The 17604-nt window shown below is 61.7% G+C and carries 13 protein-coding genes and 3 pseudogenes; 10 read left to right on the plus strand and 6 right to left on the minus strand.

Annotated features, from left to right (window positions below; all coding sequences use genetic code 11):
* The first annotated feature begins 235 nt into the window (after positions 1-235).
* On the plus strand, positions 236-817 hold the full coding sequence (locus tag IPK59_04235; GenBank protein MBK8158011.1) for a CHAP domain-containing protein: 582 nt from the start codon (positions 236-238) through the stop codon (positions 815-817).
* Here IPK59_04235 and IPK59_04240 read toward each other — a convergent pair.
* Entirely contained in the window at positions 782-1840 is a 1059-nt protein-coding gene (locus tag IPK59_04240; GenBank protein ID MBK8158012.1) for an NAD-dependent epimerase/dehydratase family protein, read from the minus strand. The genes IPK59_04235 and IPK59_04240 overlap by 36 nt on opposite strands.
* 15 nt (positions 1841-1855) lie before the next feature.
* Between IPK59_04240 and IPK59_04245 the strand changes: the two genes are divergently transcribed.
* From IPK59_04245 to IPK59_04260, 4 genes are all read left to right on the plus strand, one after another.
* On the plus strand, positions 1856-2470 hold the full coding sequence (locus IPK59_04245; protein ID MBK8158013.1) for an ABC transporter substrate-binding protein: 615 nt from the start codon (positions 1856-1858) through the stop codon (positions 2468-2470).
* An 87-nt stretch (positions 2471-2557) separates the two neighbouring features.
* On the plus strand, positions 2558-2905 hold the full coding sequence (locus tag IPK59_04250) for a copper resistance protein CopC (GenBank protein ID MBK8158014.1): 348 nt from the start codon (positions 2558-2560) through the stop codon (positions 2903-2905).
* Positions 2906-2936: 31 nt separating this feature from the next.
* Positions 2937-4586, plus strand: a complete 1650-nt coding sequence (locus tag IPK59_04255; protein ID MBK8158015.1) for a CopD family protein — start codon at positions 2937-2939, stop codon at positions 4584-4586.
* Between the two features lie 4 nt (positions 4587-4590).
* Positions 4591-7173, plus strand: coding sequence for an MMPL family transporter (locus tag IPK59_04260; protein MBK8158016.1), 2583 nt, complete (start codon positions 4591-4593; stop codon positions 7171-7173).
* A gap of 56 nt (positions 7174-7229) precedes the next feature.
* On the opposite strand, the gene IPK59_04265 is transcribed toward IPK59_04260, so the two are convergent.
* Together IPK59_04265 and dxs are read right to left on the minus strand one after the other, a co-directional pair.
* The gene (locus IPK59_04265; GenBank protein ID MBK8158017.1) at positions 7230-7778 is read right to left on the minus strand and encodes an ABC transporter substrate-binding protein; all 549 of its coding nucleotides are present in this window, start codon (positions 7776-7778) and stop codon (positions 7230-7232) included.
* 75 nt (positions 7779-7853) lie between these two features.
* Positions 7854-9768, minus strand: a pseudogene (dxs, locus tag IPK59_04270) (1-deoxy-D-xylulose-5-phosphate synthase).
* A 398-nt stretch (positions 9769-10166) separates the two neighbouring features.
* Here dxs and ispH point away from each other — a divergent pair.
* Together ispH and hpnH are read left to right on the plus strand one after the other, a co-directional pair.
* A pseudogene (gene ispH / locus IPK59_04275) lies at positions 10167-11109 on the plus strand (4-hydroxy-3-methylbut-2-enyl diphosphate reductase).
* 23 nt (positions 11110-11132) lie between these two features.
* Entirely contained in the window at positions 11133-12287 is a 1155-nt protein-coding gene (gene hpnH / locus IPK59_04280) for an adenosyl-hopene transferase HpnH (protein ID MBK8158018.1), read from the plus strand.
* On the opposite strand, the gene IPK59_04285 is transcribed toward hpnH, so the two are convergent.
* Together IPK59_04285 and shc are read right to left on the minus strand one after the other, a co-directional pair.
* Complete coding sequence (locus IPK59_04285; protein ID MBK8158019.1) at positions 12258-12902, minus strand: nucleoside phosphorylase; 645 nt, start codon at positions 12900-12902, stop codon at positions 12258-12260. The genes hpnH and IPK59_04285 overlap by 30 nt on opposite strands.
* Positions 12902-14857, minus strand: coding sequence for a squalene--hopene cyclase (shc, locus tag IPK59_04290; protein ID MBK8158020.1), 1956 nt, complete (start codon positions 14855-14857; stop codon positions 12902-12904). The genes IPK59_04285 and shc overlap by 1 nt, the downstream gene beginning before the upstream one ends.
* Positions 14858-15126: 269 nt before the next feature.
* On the opposite strand from shc, the gene IPK59_04295 reads away from it, so the two are divergent.
* From IPK59_04295 to IPK59_04305, 3 genes are read left to right on the plus strand one after another with little or no spacing between them, the layout of a single operon-like run.
* Entirely contained in the window at positions 15127-15831 is a 705-nt protein-coding gene (locus tag IPK59_04295) for a hypothetical protein (GenBank protein MBK8158021.1), read from the plus strand.
* Entirely contained in the window at positions 15828-16574 is a 747-nt protein-coding gene (locus IPK59_04300) for an SDR family NAD(P)-dependent oxidoreductase (protein ID MBK8158022.1), read from the plus strand. Before IPK59_04295 ends, IPK59_04300 begins: the two co-directional genes overlap by 4 nt.
* Entirely contained in the window at positions 16571-17017 is a 447-nt protein-coding gene (locus IPK59_04305; GenBank protein MBK8158023.1) for a nuclear transport factor 2 family protein, read from the plus strand. Before IPK59_04300 ends, IPK59_04305 begins: the two co-directional genes overlap by 4 nt.
* On the opposite strand, the pseudogene IPK59_04310 reads toward IPK59_04305, so the two are convergent.
* A pseudogene (locus IPK59_04310) lies at positions 16979-17565 on the minus strand (DUF3833 domain-containing protein). The gene IPK59_04305 and the pseudogene IPK59_04310 sit on opposite strands and share 39 nt — an antisense overlap.
* Positions 17566-17604 lie beyond the last annotated feature (39 nt).

Genomic DNA, 17604 nt, shown 5'->3' on the forward strand with positions numbered 1-17604 from the left:
CGTCCGGCATGCGATCACTCTGGTCGCATGGGCGGATGACGACTTCTTAAATGCGCTTGCGCGCGTGTCCGGTCATTCGTCCGGGCGCTTCTGGGCTGCCCATGATCATCTTATCGTGACGGGTCTTTGCCACTGTCCCAGATTCGACTAGCATGATTGCGAAAACGTCACGAGTCGGTTGCGCGCGCAAATCATGCAGAAACACCTGTCGATTCAGGTTCGGCACTACGCCGTCATGACAACGCTGACAGGCGCGATACTGTTGTTGACCGCTTGTGCAGATAGCCTGGAGGCGCCGCATGTCGAGCCGCGCCCGTCGACCGCGTTCCTCGATATCCCGGCGCCCAGTTCCACACCTGGCTCGCCCTATACCACGATGACCTGCGTTCCCTATGCACGCATGGTGTCTGGGATTAATCTGCGTGGCGACGCCTTTACCTGGTGGGATGGTGCCAGCGGCATCTATCAGCGCGGCGCATCACCGGCGCCGGGCGCGGTGCTGGTCTTGGCCCAGACCGGCAGATTGCGGAGCGGTCATGTGGCGGTCGTGCGGCAGGTGATCAGCGCGCGCGAGATCCTGGTCGATCATGCGAACTGGATTCGCGGCCATGTCACCCATGCCCAGAGCGTCTATGACGTCTCACCGGCCAATGACTGGAGCATGCCACGCTTCTACAATGGCGAGGCCGGCTCCTATGGCAGCGTCTATCCGGCCTACGGCTTCATATACAATGTCGCAGCGGGCACAGCGCCTGCCCCAATAGCATCAAGCAACCCTGGGTCAATGGACGGCCAGGCCTGGGTTCCGCCGCAATAGGCCGCGCTGCTGCAGATCGGCTATCGTGTCGCGCAAGGACTGTTCCAGCGGCCGGCATTGCCAGTTGAGTTCGGTCCGGGCCTTGCTGCAATCAAACGCCATCGAGGAGCGCGCAAGACGGACGCCGGTAAGCGGCGCCATGGGCGGCTTCTTGGTAATGTTGGCAACGCCCTCGCTGACCAGGGCCGAGGCATAGGCCAGCCAATAGGGCACTCGGTGCCTAGGCATCGACAATCCGGTCAGCCGCTGCAACTGGGCCAGCAAATGGCCGAGACTCAGATTCTCGTGACCGAGGATATAACGATCCCCGATCCTGCCATGCTCCGCCGCCAGCAGATGGCCAAGCGCCGCATCGCGGGCGTCGACCAGATTGAAATCGCAGTCGAGATATGCCGGTGTGGTGCCGTCGAGAAAGCCGAGGATCATCTTGGTAGGTGGCGTCAGCAGAAAGTCACCAGGCCCGATCGGCATGGTGGGATTGACGATGACGACGGGCAAGCCGCCCTGCGCCGCGGCATGGGCCGCTTCTTCCGCCCGGAACTTCGAGCGGCAATAGGGGCCGGGCACATCGTTCACCGTGTGATGCACTCTTTCATCGATGAGCGCCTTGCGCGAGGCGCGCGGCGCGTTGATGTTCTTGAGGATGGATTCGGTCGAGGTATAAACGAAGCGGCTGACGCCAGCCGCCGCCGCCGCGTCGATGACGCGACAGGTGCCCTCGAAATTGACCTCGTGAAAGGTGTTGGGATAGGCCGCCCACAGATTGGGGTTGGCGGCGAGATGAAAGACCCGGTCCACGCCGGCGCTGGCGCGCGCCAGAACTTCCCGGTCGCGGATCGAGCCCAGGCGCATCTCCACATTGGCCGGCAAGGGCATGGCCGGCGAGCTTGGCCAGTCGCGCAGGTCGAGCACACGGACACGGTCGCCCCGGGCGCTGAGCAGCGATACCAGGTGCCGGCCCATGAAGCCGCATCCGCCCGTCACAAGGGATAGTCGCCCCTCGCGTCGCTCCTGCCCTAACATGTAGTATCAGCCTTGATGCGCATCATTCGTACCCTCTTGCCGATCCTCATCGGTCTCGTTCTCGTCGTGGCAGGACCCGGCGCGCCGCAGGCCGAGACGCCGATGGATCTGGCTGCGGCACGCTATATTCGCGCCCTGTTCAGCGCAACCCTGCCCACGCGCGGTCAAGCCGCCGGTTTGTGCCCGGAGGTCGAGGCGTTCGGCCGATTCGCCGCCGGCCGACTGTGGCACGATCTGACAGATGACGAGCGCCGCCGCTTTGCTCGCGATTTCTGCGCCCTGGCCAGCGATGCGGTGGCACGCGTCCATGCCACCTATCCCGGGCTGACGCTTTCGGGCCTGGAAGCTGTAGCCGCTCCACAACAGATGACAGTGGTGCACTCATGGCTCAACCGGCCGCAGTCGGAACCCTGGCCGGTGGATTGGCAGATGGCCGGCATGCCCGACCGGCCGCATCTGGCTGATCTGCGCATTCTTGGCGTGTCGTTGGGCATCTTCCTGCGCAGCGTCGCCATGATGCGGGCCGCGCCGATCGGGCCTAGCCAGCGGACCGCGGCGTCGATCCTGGATCCCTGGCGCCAAGCGCTGGACCGCGCCTTGCCGCCGCAGCCAGGATCCCCTCCCAGGTGACTCACGGCGCCCGGTCTGCTATGTAGCGAGCAACCCACCCGTCGCTCATTGGGGGCTGCTAAGATCTTGAACAAATTTAACTTTTTCTTGAAGACCTTGGTCCTTTGCTGGCTCCTGGCTGGATTGCCGGGGGCAGCCCTCGCCCATGCCATCATCGTCGCGCCCCAACCCGCAACCGGCGAGACCGTCACTGGCCCCGATGTCGACGTAGTTTTCACGTTCAACGTGCGCATTGACGGCGCGCGCTCCAAGCTCATCCTGACCAGACCGGACGGCGGCACTGTCGAGATTGCCCTCCTCCCGAATCCCAGCCCTGCAGTCCTTGCGGGCCGATTGACTGGCTTGACGCCTGGCGCCTATTCGATCCGTTGGCAGGTGCTGGCCACCGACGGTCATATCACGCGCGGCGACGTGCCGTTCGTGGTAGCCCCTTGATCCATTCACTTGCCTGCGTGAGCGTCGCGCCTTGACCTTTCTCCTCGACATCTTCGGGTTCCTGAGCGTGCTGCTGTCCGGCTTTACACGGTCGGCGCAGAGTTTCTATCTGGGGTCACTCTGCTTCATGTTCCTGGTCGTCCTGCCTCTTCAGGACGAGCTAGGTCCGATCGGCCAACGCATCGCCACCGGCACCCGCCGCATCGCATTCTACAGCGTCATGATCATGGTGGCGTTCCTGGCGGCCAGCCTGTGGGCCCATACGGTCATCCTGGCCGGAACCACCGATGGCAGCTACCTGAATGCGCTCGGCGGAAGCTATGCCAGCGCACAGTTGATCCGCCTGGCGGCTGCCGTCCTGGCCATGTCCTTGCTGGCACGCGGCGGCAGGCTGGGTTTCGTCGTGGCCTTGCTGGGGGCAATCGATCTTGCTGCCGGCATTGCCACCAGCCACGCGGCCGCACGGCTCGACAACCAGCTCATCCTCCTTATCGCGACCGCGCTCCATCACCTGGGGGCTGCCGTCTGGATCGGCGGATTGCCGGCTTTCCTGTTCGCGCTCAACACATTGCCGCATGGTCCCGGTCTCGCGCGGGTGGGCGCGCGTTTTTCGATGTTGTCGCTTTTATCGGTCCTCGCCATCGCCGCATCAGGTATCCTGATGCTGGTCTTCTATGTCGGGTCCATGGAAGCCATGTACGGCACTGCCTATGGCATGATGCTGGGAACCAAGACCATCCTGTTCGTCAGCCTGCTCTGCCTCGGCTTCTTCAATGCACGCGCTGTCCGCGAGCTCAGCCGTGGGACCGATCGCTCGTTGCTGCGGCTGAAGCGGTTTGTCGAGGTCGAGATCGGCATCGGCATTACCGTGCTGTTCGTCGCCGCCTCGATCACCTCATTGCCGCCGGCCATCGATCTGGTCGAGGGCCGCGCCACGCTCAACGATATCGTCGAGCGGCTGGAGCCAAAATGGCCGATGCTGACCAGTCCGGACAAAGACAGCCTCGCTTTCTATGAAGCGCAGCGCGCGGCCAGTGACTTGCAGGCCGGCGACACGCTCAGTCATCAGCAGGTTTATGTGCCCGGCTCAGGCGTACCGCTGCCTCGCAACGCCAAGGATATCGCCTGGTCCGAATACAATCATCATTGGTCTGGGATCATTGTTCTCCTGATCGGCATCCTGGCCCTTCTTGAGCGTAGCGGCCGCGCGCCCTGGGCCAAGCACTGGCCGCTGTTGTTCGTGGCACTCGCCGGCTTCCTGTTCCTGCGATCGGAGGCGGAGGGGTGGCCTTTCGGATCGATCAGTCTTGGCGCCAGCTTGCGCGATCCGGAGTTCGTGCAGCACAAGATCTTCATGCTCCTGCTGATCGGGTTTGCCGGGTTCGAATGGAGCGTGCGCACGGAAGCGCTGACCCGCAGATGGGCGCGCTATGTCTTCCCTCTGCTATGCGCCACGGGTGGGATGATGCTGCTCACCCATTCGCACTCGATCGCCAATGTCAAAGAATTGCTGCTTATCGAGATGACACATATGCCGATCGCGATCTTCGGCATCTGGGCTGGCTGGGCGCGTTGGCTGGAGCTCCGGCTGGAGGGCACGGCACGCAATATCTGCGGCTGGTTGTGGCCCATCTTCTTCTGCGCCGTCGGCGCGATCCTTATTCTTTACCGAGAGATTTGACCCGATGTTGGAAAAACTGGTTGGCGCCATCGTTGCCTGGAGCGAGCGCCGCGCCCTCCTCCTGCTTATCCTCTCTGCACTGCTGACGGCGGGCGCCGGCGTCTTCACGGCCCGTAACCTCGGCATGGACACCGACACGGCCAACATGATTTCGCCGGACCTGCCCTGGCGGAAGGACCTTACCCATTTCAACAGCCTGTTCCCGCAGAACACGGGCCTGCTGGTGGTCATGATCGATGGCAAGACACCGGATGTGGCCGAGGACGCGGCAGCTGCTCTGTTTGCGAAAATCGAGGCGCGCAGGGACCTGTTTTCAACCGCGCGCCGGGCCGATGGCGGTGCGTTCTTCGAGCGCTATGGCCTGTTGTTCCTGCCCACGGAACAGGTGCAGAAGATCGCCGACGCGGTGATCGAGGCGCAACAATTCATCGGTCCGCTGATGCAGGACCCGACGTTGCATGGCCTGTTCGGCACCCTGGCGTTTTTCGCGGAACATGTCGCAGAACAGCCAGGCAGCATCGGCCGCCTGGAAAAGCCGCTGGCATCTATTTCGGCGACGCTGAGCGACGCCCTTTCCGGCAAGCGGCAGGCGATGTCCTGGGCAACCCTGCTGCTCGACCGCCCGACCGAGGCACGCGACCTGCGGCGCCTGATCCTCACCCAGCCCAACCGCGACTTTGCCGCCCTGAAGCCGGGTGCCGCGGCCACGAATTTCGTGCGCGAGAGCATAAAGGAATTGGGGCTGACAGCGGATACCGGCGTCACCGTGCGTCTGACCGGGCCGGTGGCGCTCAACGACGATGAGTTCGCTACGGTTGCCGAGGGCATGGGCTGGGCGCTGCTGATATCGACTGTGCTGGTGCTGCTGTGGCTTTTCCTGGCACTGCGCTCGTTTAAGCTGATCCTCGCCACCTTCATCACCCTCGTCGTCGGCCTGATCCTCACCTTTGCCTTCGCAACGCTCGCGGTCGGCAAGCTCAACCTCATCTCGGTCGCCTTCGCCGTCATGTTCATCGGCCTGTCGATTGATTTCGGCATCCAGTTCGGCGTGCGCTATGGGCAGGAGCGCCTGGAAGGCGGCTTGGAGGGGGCGCTGGTATGTTGCGGCATCGCCATGGCGCGGCCACTGACATTGGCTGCCATCGCCATCGCCGTCGGCTTCGCCGCCTTTGTGCCAACCGACTATCGCGGCGTCTCGGAACTGGGACTCATCGCTACCGCCGGCATGGCCATCACACTGGGATTAAACCTCACCTTGCTCCCGGCCCTGCTGGCATTGATGAAGCCCAGCATTCTCGGCAGTGAGATGGGGCTTGCCTGGGGCAAGCCGGTCGATAGCTGGCTCATTCGGCATCGCTGGCCCGTGCTGGCGGGTTGGGGTGTCGTGGCCATCGTCGGCCTGGCACTCTCACCGCGGCTGGAATTCGATTTCCATCCGCTGCACCTCAAGGATCCAAAGGTGGAATCGATGGCGGCGATCCTCGATCTCATGAAGGATCCCATCCGCTCGCCCTATGCGATCGAGATCGTCGTGCCAAACGCGGAAGCCGCCGAGAAACTGAAGCCGGAACTCGCGAAGCTGCGCGAGGTGCATGCCGTCATCTCCGCCTCCAGCTTCGTGCCGAAGGACCAGGACGACAAGCTTGCGATCCTCGGCGATCTGCAATTGCTGATGGGCCTCACCCTGGAACCGCTCAGCACGCGCCCGACTCCCAGCATCGAAGAAACCCGCGCGGCCTTGAAGGAATGTGCCGCGAAATTGCGCCAATCCTTGCCCTCCTCAGACAAGGCGCAGCAGCTGGCGCGCCTGCTCGATCAGGCGGCAGCGGCTGATCCGGCGATCTATCCGGAGCTGCAGCGCATGCTGGTCGATGGCCTCATGCCGCGTATGAAGATGCTGGCCTCTGCCCTGAAGGCGACACCGCTCACCGTCGATACCTTGCCAGAAGAGATCAAGTCGCAATGGATCGCACCAAACGGTGAGATGCGCCTCACGGTGATGCCGAAGGGTGACAGCAATGACAGCGCCGTGCTGGCCAATTTCGTGACCGCGGTCAGGAGCGTGGCGCCGGAAGCAACGGGACCCGCGGTGCAGATCTATGAATCGGGGCGCGCCGTCACCAAGGCCTTTCAGATGGCCAGCATCACCGCCGTCATCGCCATTGCGGTGCTGCTCTTTGCGATCCTGCGGCGGCCGCGGGATGTCGCCTATGTCATGTTACCCCTGCTGATGACCGCGCTGGGTACGATCATCGTCTGCGTAACATTCGGCCTGAAGCTGGATTTCGCCAATATCATCGCGCTGCCGCTCCTGCTCGGCATCGGCGTCGCCTTCGATATCTACTTCGTGGTCAATTGGCGGCGCGGCATCGACAATCCGATCGCGACCAGCACGGCCCGGGCGGTGCTCTTCAGCGCTTTGACGACCGGCTCGTCCTTCGGCAGTCTCGCCCTCTCAAGCCATCCCGGCACGGCGCGAATGGGCATGCTGCTGCTGATTTCGCTGGCCATCCTCCTGGTCGTGATCTTCGCCTTCATGCCGGTTCTGATGGGCAAGCCGCCCGCCAAGGCGGCAGCGACCGAATAGCAAAAAGGCGAGGCCATCGGGCTCCCGCCTTTTTCATTCCGTCGGAGATAGGAACCTCAGGACTCTTTCTTGAGATCCAGGATTTTCTGTTCGAGCGAGGCGATCAGCGCATCCGGACCACCATCGGTGACCGTCTTGGCGAAATCCGAGCGCATCTGCGCCATCTGCGAAATCGCCCCGGCGAGATAAATGTCGATGACGCGCCACACGCCCTTGTTGAGCCGGAAGAGATAGTTCAACTCGACCGGCTCGCCATTGGAGCGGATCAACTGGGTTTCGACCAGGACACGACCATCACCGGCCTGCTTCGCTTCGCCGATCTTGAACTGCTGGCCGACGAAGGATTTGAAGCGCGCTGCGTAGGTGGTGACCATGTACTTGTTGAAGGTCACGAGAACCGCGCCCTTCTTGTCGCCAGGCATCTTGGTCCATTCGGGACCCACCGCGATCTTGCACATCGTGGCAACGTCGAAGGTCCCGTTGAGGACCGGCTCGATCAGCTGATAGCGACCGTCAAAGCCCAGTTCCGGACCGCGCTTCAGGCAATCGAGCAATGTGTCATAGAACCCGCCGATGAGAGCTGGGGTCCGGTTCCGATTGGGCATGGGCCAGACGCGGAAACAGCGCTGCCGCAGCGCCGAGCATTGCCAGCGCGTGGCGACGGGACAACGTCAACCGGGTCATGCGCGAACGCTCGCCTCGGCGACACCCAATGCGGTCAGCGCCTCGGTCACGATGTGGCGGGCATTGAGTCCGGCCACGTCGTACTGCTTGTGCGGGGCTTCATGGTCGATGCACATATCCGGCAGAGTCATGGGCCTGATCTTCAGTCCTTTGTCGAGATGTCCATTCTTGGCCAGGAACTGTAGGACATGGGCGGCGAAACCGCCAATGGCACCTTCCTCGATCGTGATCAACACTTCGTGCTCACGCGCAAGGCGCTTCACGAGATCTTCATCGAGCGGCTTGCAGAAACGGGCATCCGCCACCGTGCAGCTGAGACCCTTGGCGCCAAGCTCGTCGGCGGCCTTGAGGACCTCAACCATTCTGGTCCCGTAGTTCAGAATGGCGATCTTGGTGCCCTCGCGGATGATGCGGCCCCTGCCGATCGGCAGAACCTCGCCACGCGACGGGAGATCGAGACCAAGGCCTTCACCGCGCGGATAGCGGAAGGCGCAGGGGCGGTCGTCGATCGTGGCGGCCGTCGCCACCATATGCATCAGTTCAAGCTCGTCGGACGGCGCCATCAGCACGAAGTTCGGCAGGCAGCCCAGATAGGCGATGTCGTAATTGCCGGCATGGGTCTGCCCGTCGGCCCCAACCAGACCGGCTCGGTCTATGGCAAAGCGCACAGGCAGGCTCTGGATCGCGACGTCGTGTACGACCTGGTCATAGCCGCGCTGCAGGAAGGTCGAATAGATCGTGCAGAACGGTTTCAGACCTTCGGTGGCCATGCCGGCGCAGAAAGTCACCGCATGCTGCTCGGCGATGGCGACGTCGAAGGTGCGCTTGGGAAACTCCTTGCCGAAAGCATCGAGGCCGGTGCCCGACGGCATGGCGGCCGTGACGGCGACGATGCGGTCATCGGCCTTGGCTTCGGCAATCAGGGCCTTGGCATAGACACCGGTATAGCTCGGCGCCTTGGGGGCCGATTTCTGCTGCACGCCGGTCGCGACATCGAACTTGACGACGCCGTGATAGCGGTCGGCCGAAGCTTCCGCGGGCGCATAGCCCTTGCCCTTTTGCGTGACCACATGGACCAGCACCGGACCAGTCTCATCGGAATTGGCAAGGTTCTGCAGCACAGGCAGCAGGTGGTCGATATTGTGACCGTCGATCGGGCCGACATAATAGAAGCCCAGTTCCTCGAACAGCGTGCCGCCGCCGGAAATAATGCCGCGGGCATATTCCTCAGCCCGTGCCGCCATTTTCTGCAGGCGATCGGGCAGGATGCGCAAGGTGTCCTTGGCGAAGTGGCGCAGCGACCGGAACGAGGTCGAGGACAGTGAGCGCGAGAGATAGGCGGGAGAGCGCGCCAACGGGCGGCGCGATCGACATGTTGTTGTCGTTGAGGATGACGATCAGCTTGGTATCCAGCGAGCCCGCATTGTTCATGGCCTCGTAGGCCATGCCGGCCGACATCGACCCGTCGCCGATCACGGCGATGCTGGCGCGCTTGCGGCCCTGCATCTCGGAGGCCACCGCCATGCCGAGGGCGGCGGAGATCGAGGTCGAGGAATGGGCGGTACCGAACGGGTCGTATTCGGATTCCGAGCGCTTTACGAAGCCGGAGAGACCGCCACCCTGGCGCAGGGTGCGAATTCGGTCACGGCGGCCGGTCAGAATTTTGTGCGGATAGGCCTGATGTCCTACATCCCAGATAAGGCGATCATAGGGCGTGTCAAAAACATAGTGAATGGCCACAGTCAGTTCGACCACCCCGAGGCCGGCCCCGAGATGGCCACCTGTCACAGAGACAGCATCGATCGTTTCCTGGCGCAGTTCGTCGGCCAATTGGCGCAGATCTGACGGATCGAGCTGGCGCAGTTGCGCCGGCGTCACAACCCGGTCGAGCAAGGGGGTTTTGCTGGTCAAGAGAGAAGCCTTTTACCCATTGTTGATGCGCCACGTGCCGGCAGTGACGAGGGCCAAATGCCGGGAATTGTGACTATTCAAGGTTATCCGAATCCGGCTGCTTATAGGCAAATCGCCGGCAAAGTGCCACCCCTTTCCGGATGGGTATTGATACCACCTGCTGCAAAATCTCCGAAATGGTTGACCAATCCGTTAGATTATTGCGCTCTGCACCCTTAGCCTACTGTGGTTAACGACAAAATGGGGTATTTATAGTGGTCAACCAAGGCGATTCTGTGTAAATGTAGCGCTCAGTCCCAGCTATTCACCAACGATGATTAGCGCTGTGGTTGGGCGCCAAGACTGAGCGCCCAGCTAGGGTATTTGTCACTATCGTTAAACAAAGCGGATCGATTGGCATGCGGGTAGTTCTGGCTCAGCCGCGCGGTTTTTGCGCCGGCGTCGAGCGCGCGATTGAAATTGTCGAACGCGCCATTGAGCGCTTTGGTCCGCCGGTTTATGTCCGGCATGAGATCGTGCACAATCGGCACGTGGTCGAGGGACTGCGCGCCAAGGGTGCCGTTTTCGTCGAAGAGCTCGACGAAATTCCCGAAGGCCGCTACGCGATCTTCAGCGCTCACGGCGTCTCGAAGACCGTTGTGCAGGCAGCGCAGGAGCGCGGACTCAACGTTATCGACGCCACCTGCCCGCTGGTCTCCAAGGTGCATACCGAAGGCACGCGCTATGCCGATCAGGGTCGCCAGGTCGTACTCATCGGTCATGCTGGTCATCCTGAGGTCGAAGGCACGATGGGTCAGGTTCCCGGCGGCGTGCTGCTGATTTCGACGGCCGATGACGTCGCCAAGCTTGAGGTGAAGGATCCCGAAAAGCTTGCCTATGTCACCCAGACCACCTTGTCGGTCGATGACACCAAGGCGGTGATCGAGGCCCTCAAAGCCCGCTTCCCGGAAATCGTCGGCCCCAACACCAAGGACATCTGCTATGCGACGCAGAATCGCCAGCATGCGGTGAAGCAGCTCGCAGAAGAGGTTGATGTCATCCTGGTGATCGGCGCGCCCAATTCATCGAATTCGAATCGGCTGAAGGAAATGGCCGAGGAACTCGGCGTGCGTAGTTATCTCATCGAAGATGCCTCGCAGCTGCAGCCCGAATGGCTGAAGGATGCCAAGGCGGTCGGCGTGACCGCCGGTGCATCCGCGCCGGATGTCCTGGTCCAGGATCTAAGTTGCCAGATTGCACGACCTCAATGACGTGAAACTCGAACTGATGGCGGGCGTCGAAGAAAACGTCCGCTTCCGCCTGCCGCCCGAACTGGCCGATCAGCCAGCGGCCGCGCAGTAAGATCAAGAAAAGGAGATCACCCCGTGTCTGTACCTTTGCGCCAGGCTATTCGCGTCGGCTCATATGTGGTCAAGCAGCATGTTCTTGGGCGCAAGCGCTATCCGCTGGTCCTCATGCTGGAACCCTTGTTCCGTTGCAACCTTGCCTGCGCCGGCTGCGGCAAGATCGATTACCCGGCCGAGATCCTCAACAAGCGCATTTCCGTGGCCGATGCACTGGGAGCTGCCGAGGAGTGCGGCGCGCCGATCGTTTCCATCGCCGGTGGCGAGCCGCTGCTGCACAAGGAACTGCCGGAGATCGTCGACGGCCTGATCAACAAGCAGAAGCGCGCGGTCTATCTCTGCACGAATGCGCTTCTTCTCGAGAAGAAGATGCATCTCTACAAGCCGTCGCCCTACTTCACCTGGTCGGTCCATCTCGACGGATCGAAGGCCGAGCATGACAAGTCGGTCTGCCAGGAAGGCGTCTATGAGCAGGCCGTGGATGCCATCAAGGCCGCCAAGGCCGCCGGCTTCAACGTCAATATCAACTGCACCTTCTTCGACGGCACCGATGCCGATCGCGCGGCGAAGTTCTTCGATGATGTGATGGCGATGGGCGTCAATGGCATCACCGTCTCGCCGGGCTATGCCTATGAGCGGGCCCCCGACCAGCAGCATTTCCTCAACCGGAAGAAGACCAAGGATCTGTTCCGCAACATCTTCCGCCAGGGTGACAAGGGCCGCCGCTGGCGTTTCAGCCAGTCGACCTTGTTCCTAGACTTCCTCGCCGGCAACCAGAGCTATCATTGCACGCCATGGGCCAACCCGACACGCAATGTGTTCGGCTGGCAGCGTCCGTGCTATCTGCTCGGCGAAGGTTTCGTCAGCTCGTTCAAGGAGCTGATGGAAGAAACCGATTGGGACAAATACGGCGTCGGCAACTACGAGAAGTGCGCCGATTGCATGGTCCATTCCGGTTTCGAAGGTAGCGCCGTGAAGGACACCATTCGCAATCCGCTGAAGGCCCTCAAGGTTGCCTTCCGTGGCATCGAGGTCGAGAAGCCGATGGTGCCGGACATCTCGCTCGACAATCAGCGCCCGGCTGAATACGTCTTCTCAAGCCATGTCGAACAGGCGATGGGTGAAATCCACGCCGAGAAGGAAAAGCTAAAGCAGGGCCGCGCGGCCGCCGAGTAAGGCAGCCAGCGCAGCGCGGGAGCGCAACGCGACGCGGATCAAGGCCGGCAACTGCCAGGGCTTTCTGAAAAGTGAAAGAAGGACGGCACCGATCGCGGGTCGTCCTTCTTCGTTGAGGCCGACCAGAGCAGCCTCCGGCAGATCGTCTTCTGCGGTGTCGGCGACAGCGCGGAACACGATGAACGGCAGATTGTGGGCGCGCGCCAGGTCGGCCACGTGATGGCTTTCCATATCAACGATGAGGGCGCGGGACGCAGCATACAGCGCGGCCTTGGCCGGCGCTGTGGTTGCGGCACTGGAGGAGCCAGCCACGGCGCCCATGCGCGCGCCTGGGAGGCTGTCCTGCACCTTGCGCTGCCAGGACGCATCGCACGTCACCCGCGTGCCATCCGGCAGGATGACGGCATCAGCCACCACCAGATCGCCCGGCCGCAGGCTCGGATCGAGGGCGCCGGCGATACCGAAGCTGATCAACCCGGTGACACCGTCGCGGATCAGGCGTTCCGCCTTGGCACGTGTCGCCACCGCATGGCCACCGGCTGAAATGACTGTGTAGCCAAGGCCTTCCAGCAGCCTTGCCTCGGACACCATGCCGGTGACGACACCGATGGCCATCACATGCCGTACATGACGTGCTGGGAATTGCCCTGCTTCAGATTGCGAAAGCGCGCCATCGCCCAGATCGGGAAGAACGATTTGTAGCCGTGATAGCGCAGGTAGAAGACGCGCGGGAAACCAACGGCGGTGTATTCCTGTTCGTCCCAGGTACCGTCCTGCTTCTGCGTCTCGGCAAGATAGGCCATGCCGCGTGCCACCGTCGTATTGTCGACCTCGCCCGCCGCCATCAGGCCGAGCACGGCCCAGGCAGTTTGCGAGGGCGTTGATTCCGGTCCTTCCCCACGCGGCTTGTCGGCCCAGTAGCTGTCGCCACTTTCGCCCCAGCCCCCATCGGCGCGCTGCTTGCTCTCCAGGAAGGCTACGGCCTTGCGCATGGCAGGGTGGTCAGTCGGGATGCCGATGGCATTCAACGCGCACAAAACAGACCAGGTACCGTAGATGTAGTTGGTGCCCCAGCGACCGAACCAGGCGCCGTCGGGCTCCTGCTCGCGCAGCAGGTAATCGACCGCGGCCTTCACCTTGGGGTGGTCGATCTTGTAGCCAAGCTGGGCCAGCATCGAGAGGCAGCGCGCCGAAACGTCTGCGGTGGGCGGGTCCAGCAGCGCACCATGATCGGCAAAAGGAATGTGGTTGAGATAGTAGTATTCGTTGTCGGCATCAAAGGCGCCCCAGCCGCCATTCTTGCTCTGCAGGCCGAAGATCCATTCAACCGCGCGGTCGATGGAGTCCTTGTAGCGGGCGTGATCGAGACGATCCATCGCCATCACCACCACCGCCGTATCGTCGACATCGGGGTAATGATCATTGTTGTATTGAAACGCCCAGCCGCCCGGCCGGATACCCGGTGCCGCAGCCGCCCAATCACCCACCACGTCGAGGATCTGACGATCCTTCAGCCAATCGGTCGCTGCCGTCACGCGGGCTGCCGCTTCGCCACCCACTTCCAGGAGTGCGTGGGCCACGAGCCCGGTATCCCAGACCGGCGACAGGCAGGGTTGGCAATAGGCTTCGTCGTCCTTGAACACCATCAGCTTTTCAATCGACCGGCGCGCAATGGCGTAGTCAGGATGATCCGTCTTGTAGCCGAGGATGTCGAACATCATCACCGAGTTGGCCATGGCAGGATAAATCGCACCAAGGCCATCTTCGCCATTCAGCCGCTCCGTGACCCAGACCACGGCCTTGTCGATCGCCTTTTGCCGCACACTCCGCGGGAAAAGGCGATCGGTGCGCTGCAGGATCCGGTCAAGGACCCGGAAGAACACCGCCCAGAAACCCTTGCGGTCCATGTTGTACCAGTTTGCCACCTTTTCCGGCGCCACCAGGAACAGTTCCTGGACATCAATTTTCTTCGGGTTCCGCGCCAGGGGCTTCTTCGACATCAGCACCAGAAGCGGCACGATCACGGTGCGCGACCAATAGCTGACCTTGTCGAGGTGGAATGGAAACCAGCGCGGCAGATGCATGATCTCGACCGGCATCACCGGTACGCCGCGCCAGGGGATCTGCCCGAACAGCGCCAGCTGGATCAATGTGAACACATTGCTTTTGACGGCACCGCCGAAGGCCAGGATCGCCTCGCGCGCACGTGTCATGTGCGGGGCATTGATATCCTCGCCGCAGCATTTAAGGGCATAATAGGCTTTGACCGAGGCGGAGATGTTGAAGGCGCCGCCATGGTAGAGCGGCCAGCCGCCATGGTCGCCCTGGATTTTCTTCAGGTAGCGAACGATCTTGGCCTCGGTAGCTGTGTCGACCTCATTGAGGAAGTGCTTCAGCAGCACATATTCCGCCGGAATCGTGGCATCCGCCTCGAGTTCGAATGCCCAATGGCCATCTTCCCGTTGCAGGCCCAAAAGCGCTTCGGCGGCTCGGTCGATACCCAGTTCCAGGCGGCCATCCAATGCGGCAACGCCAAAGTCCGACTGGGCAGCGAGATTACGACTGCTCATTCTTTTTGAATCACTCTAATTTTTCTCGAAGACTGGCCGGAGAATGCGCGATTTTCCCCCTGTTTTCAACCCTTTAACACAGAAACGTGCACAGTTGGGGCAGGCTGCGAAGGCCTGATATTTCAAGGGCTTATTGCCGGTCTGGACAATTTCAATCAGCCTCCGGCCGCGCATGGCAAGCCGCCCTGCCATCTGCCTGCCATCCAACCGTAACCCGGCCGTGATGATCTGCCGCCATCGCAAACACGTAGATTCGGCGGAGGAACTTGATGTCACGCGCGCCTATCGCATCACTCATCCTATGCCTTGGCACCACCCTGCCCGCGTTTGCCCACGCGCAGGATCCGCAACAGGCATTTGTCGATCCCCTCGCCCTTTATGGCCCGCGGGTCGCCTACGACATTCTTCGCAATGGTGAAAAGGTCGGGGATCATCAGATCACCTTCAGCAGGCAGGGTGAGGCGCTCATTGCGGAAACCAGCGCCTCTATCGAAATCCCCTTTCTTTTCCTCACCGGCTATCGCTTCGACTATCAGTCGACATCCGTTTGGGAGGACAATCTCCTCACCAGGCTCACGGCCCGCACGGATGACGATGGGGAATTGTCGGAAGTCAGCGTCACCCGCGATGACCAGGATATGTCCGTTACCGGTCCGACGGGCACCTTGGAACTGGAGCGACCGTTGCTGCCGACCGAACATTGGTCGCAGAGCTTTGTTCAGGACCAGCAGGTACTCAACACCATTACCGGCCATGTGAACAACATCACCACGACGACGATCGGCAGCGCCTTCGTCCCTGCCGCCAACGGCATCATTCGCGCCAACCGCTATCGCCTCGACGGGGATATTCGGCTGGAAACATGGTATGATCCGGCCGGCCGTTGGCTCGGCATGCGCTTTGCCGGCGAGGACGGTTCCACGATCGAATATCGCTGCCGGACCTGTCCGGCCCAACTGGCCAAGGCGCAATGACCCAAAAGCTGTGGTGGATTACTGGGGGCGGCAGCGGGATCGGCCGGGCTCTCGCCCAGAGCGTTGCCGCTGACGGCCACAAGGTCGTTATCACCGGGCGACGTGTGCAGGCGCTGGAGGAGACCGCTTCGGTCTCCAACAATATCTTCATTCAGCAGGCCGATGTCACCGATGCATCTGGGCTCGCTACGATTGTCGCCGAGATCGAAGCCAGGCATGGCCCGATCGACGTAGCCATTCTCAATGCCGCGCAATATCAGCCCATGGATCTTGCCGATTTCGACGCGCGACTATTCAGTCAGACGATCAACACGAACATCCTTGGCGTCGCCAATTGCCTGGACCCGCTCTTGAAGCGTATGGCGGCGCGGCGCGCGGGTCAGATTGCCGTCATCGCCTCGGTCGCCGGCTATCGCGGACTACCCAAGGCCGCCGCCTATGGCCCGAGCAAGGCGGCCCTCATCAACATGGTGGAAGCGCTCAAGCCCAGCGCCGACGCTGCCGGGATCAAGCTGCAGCTGATCAATCCTGGCTTTGTCGAAACACCGATGACCGAGGGCAACGCATTTCCGATGCCGTTCCTGATGAAGTCTGACGAAGCCGTGCGCCAGATCCGTCGAGGCCTGGACAGCCAGCGGTTCGAGATCGCCTTTCCATGGCGTTTCGTCCTGCTCCTGAAACTTGGCCGCCTGTTGCCGGCGCGATTCTACTTTGCCATCACACGGCGCATGATTGGCAAATGAACGGTACCCACGCAGACCTGCTGCAGGAATATCTGGCGCTCTGGGCCGATGCGTCGCCGTCCCGGGACCTGTCGAAGCTCGATCAACTGACGACGGCGGACATTTGCTTCAAGGACCCGATCAACGATGTCACCGGCCGCGACGCGCTAAAGGAAATTTTCCGTGACGCCGCCGCCGCGATTAGTGATCAGCGTGTCGACATCCTTGGGATAGGCTGGGTAGGCACGCAGCGCGCCTTCGTCAAATGGCATTACAGCGGCAGATTGCGTCGCCTTGGCGGTCGCGCCTGGGCTGTATCGGGGATGAGCGACATGGTCCTGTCAAGCGAGGGACTGGTCATGTCACATGAAGATCATTGGGACCTGGCTGGCGGTCTCTATGCCTATTTCCCGGTGCTGGGATGGCTACTCCGCCGCCTGCGCGAGCGATTGCGGTTGCATTGACATTTCCTGCGTCAAGGCTGCCTCCGGCGCGCTTTTGCGAAAGGTGGCGGTCAGGGTTCCTATCTCAACCCCCACCGCGTGACGGTCGCGCGATTGAGAATGATACCGTCAGACTGGAGGAACATCCAATCGTCGAAAGCCACCCGCCAAGTCCCCTCGCCAACCTTTAGGTCCAGCCGGTATTTCCAGTTGAAGGCGTTACCGGCCGCCTGCCCATGCGCCGTGCCGACGACATCGCCAGCGGCACCTTCATAAGCGTCGCCTGGCAAGGGATCGAGACGCCAGATCCGCTGTTCCTTTTCGCCATCGTCGTAAACGAAATCCTCGGTGAGGACGAACGTATCGCCCTGCATCTCGCCCATCATGTCGACCACAAATTGGCGCCGAAGATTGCCAAAGCGGTCATGAAACATGCCCCATCCGCGGGTTTCCCCAAGGAAGTAGACTTCCGGCCTGAGGGCCGGTTGCTTACCGGCAAAATCTTCAACTTTCATCGTACTGCATCCGCTGATCGCCATACTGGCCAGCAGCAGCGTCCCGGTGACCATAAACTTCAACCATTTTGCCACCATGACGGACGCTACCCT

The sequence above is a fragment of the Rhodospirillaceae bacterium genome, assembly GCA_016712715.1.
Taxonomy (GTDB): Bacteria; Pseudomonadota; Alphaproteobacteria; order Dongiales; family Dongiaceae; genus Dongia.

Coding starts and splice junctions, on each gene's coding strand:
- IPK59_04285 (MBK8158019.1), bottom strand. CDS start 12,902: ATGGCCATCGGTGTCGTCACCGGCATGGTGTCCGAGGCAAGGCTGCTG.
- IPK59_04235 (MBK8158011.1), top strand. CDS start 236: ATGACAACGCTGACAGGCGCGATACTGTTGTTGACCGCTTGTGCAGAT.
- IPK59_04260 (MBK8158016.1), top strand. CDS start 4,591: ATGTTGGAAAAACTGGTTGGCGCCATCGTTGCCTGGAGCGAGCGCCGC.
- IPK59_04240 (MBK8158012.1), bottom strand. CDS start 1,840: ATGTTAGGGCAGGAGCGACGCGAGGGGCGACTATCCCTTGTGACGGGC.
- IPK59_04305 (MBK8158023.1), top strand. CDS start 16,571: ATGAACGGTACCCACGCAGACCTGCTGCAGGAATATCTGGCGCTCTGG.
- IPK59_04300 (MBK8158022.1), top strand. CDS start 15,828: ATGACCCAAAAGCTGTGGTGGATTACTGGGGGCGGCAGCGGGATCGGC.
- shc (MBK8158020.1), bottom strand. CDS start 14,857: ATGAGCAGTCGTAATCTCGCTGCCCAGTCGGACTTTGGCGTTGCCGCA.
- IPK59_04295 (MBK8158021.1), top strand. CDS start 15,127: ATGTCACGCGCGCCTATCGCATCACTCATCCTATGCCTTGGCACCACC.
- IPK59_04265 (MBK8158017.1), bottom strand. CDS start 7,778: ATGCCCAATCGGAACCGGACCCCAGCTCTCATCGGCGGGTTCTATGAC.
- IPK59_04245 (MBK8158013.1), top strand. CDS start 1,856: ATGCGCATCATTCGTACCCTCTTGCCGATCCTCATCGGTCTCGTTCTC.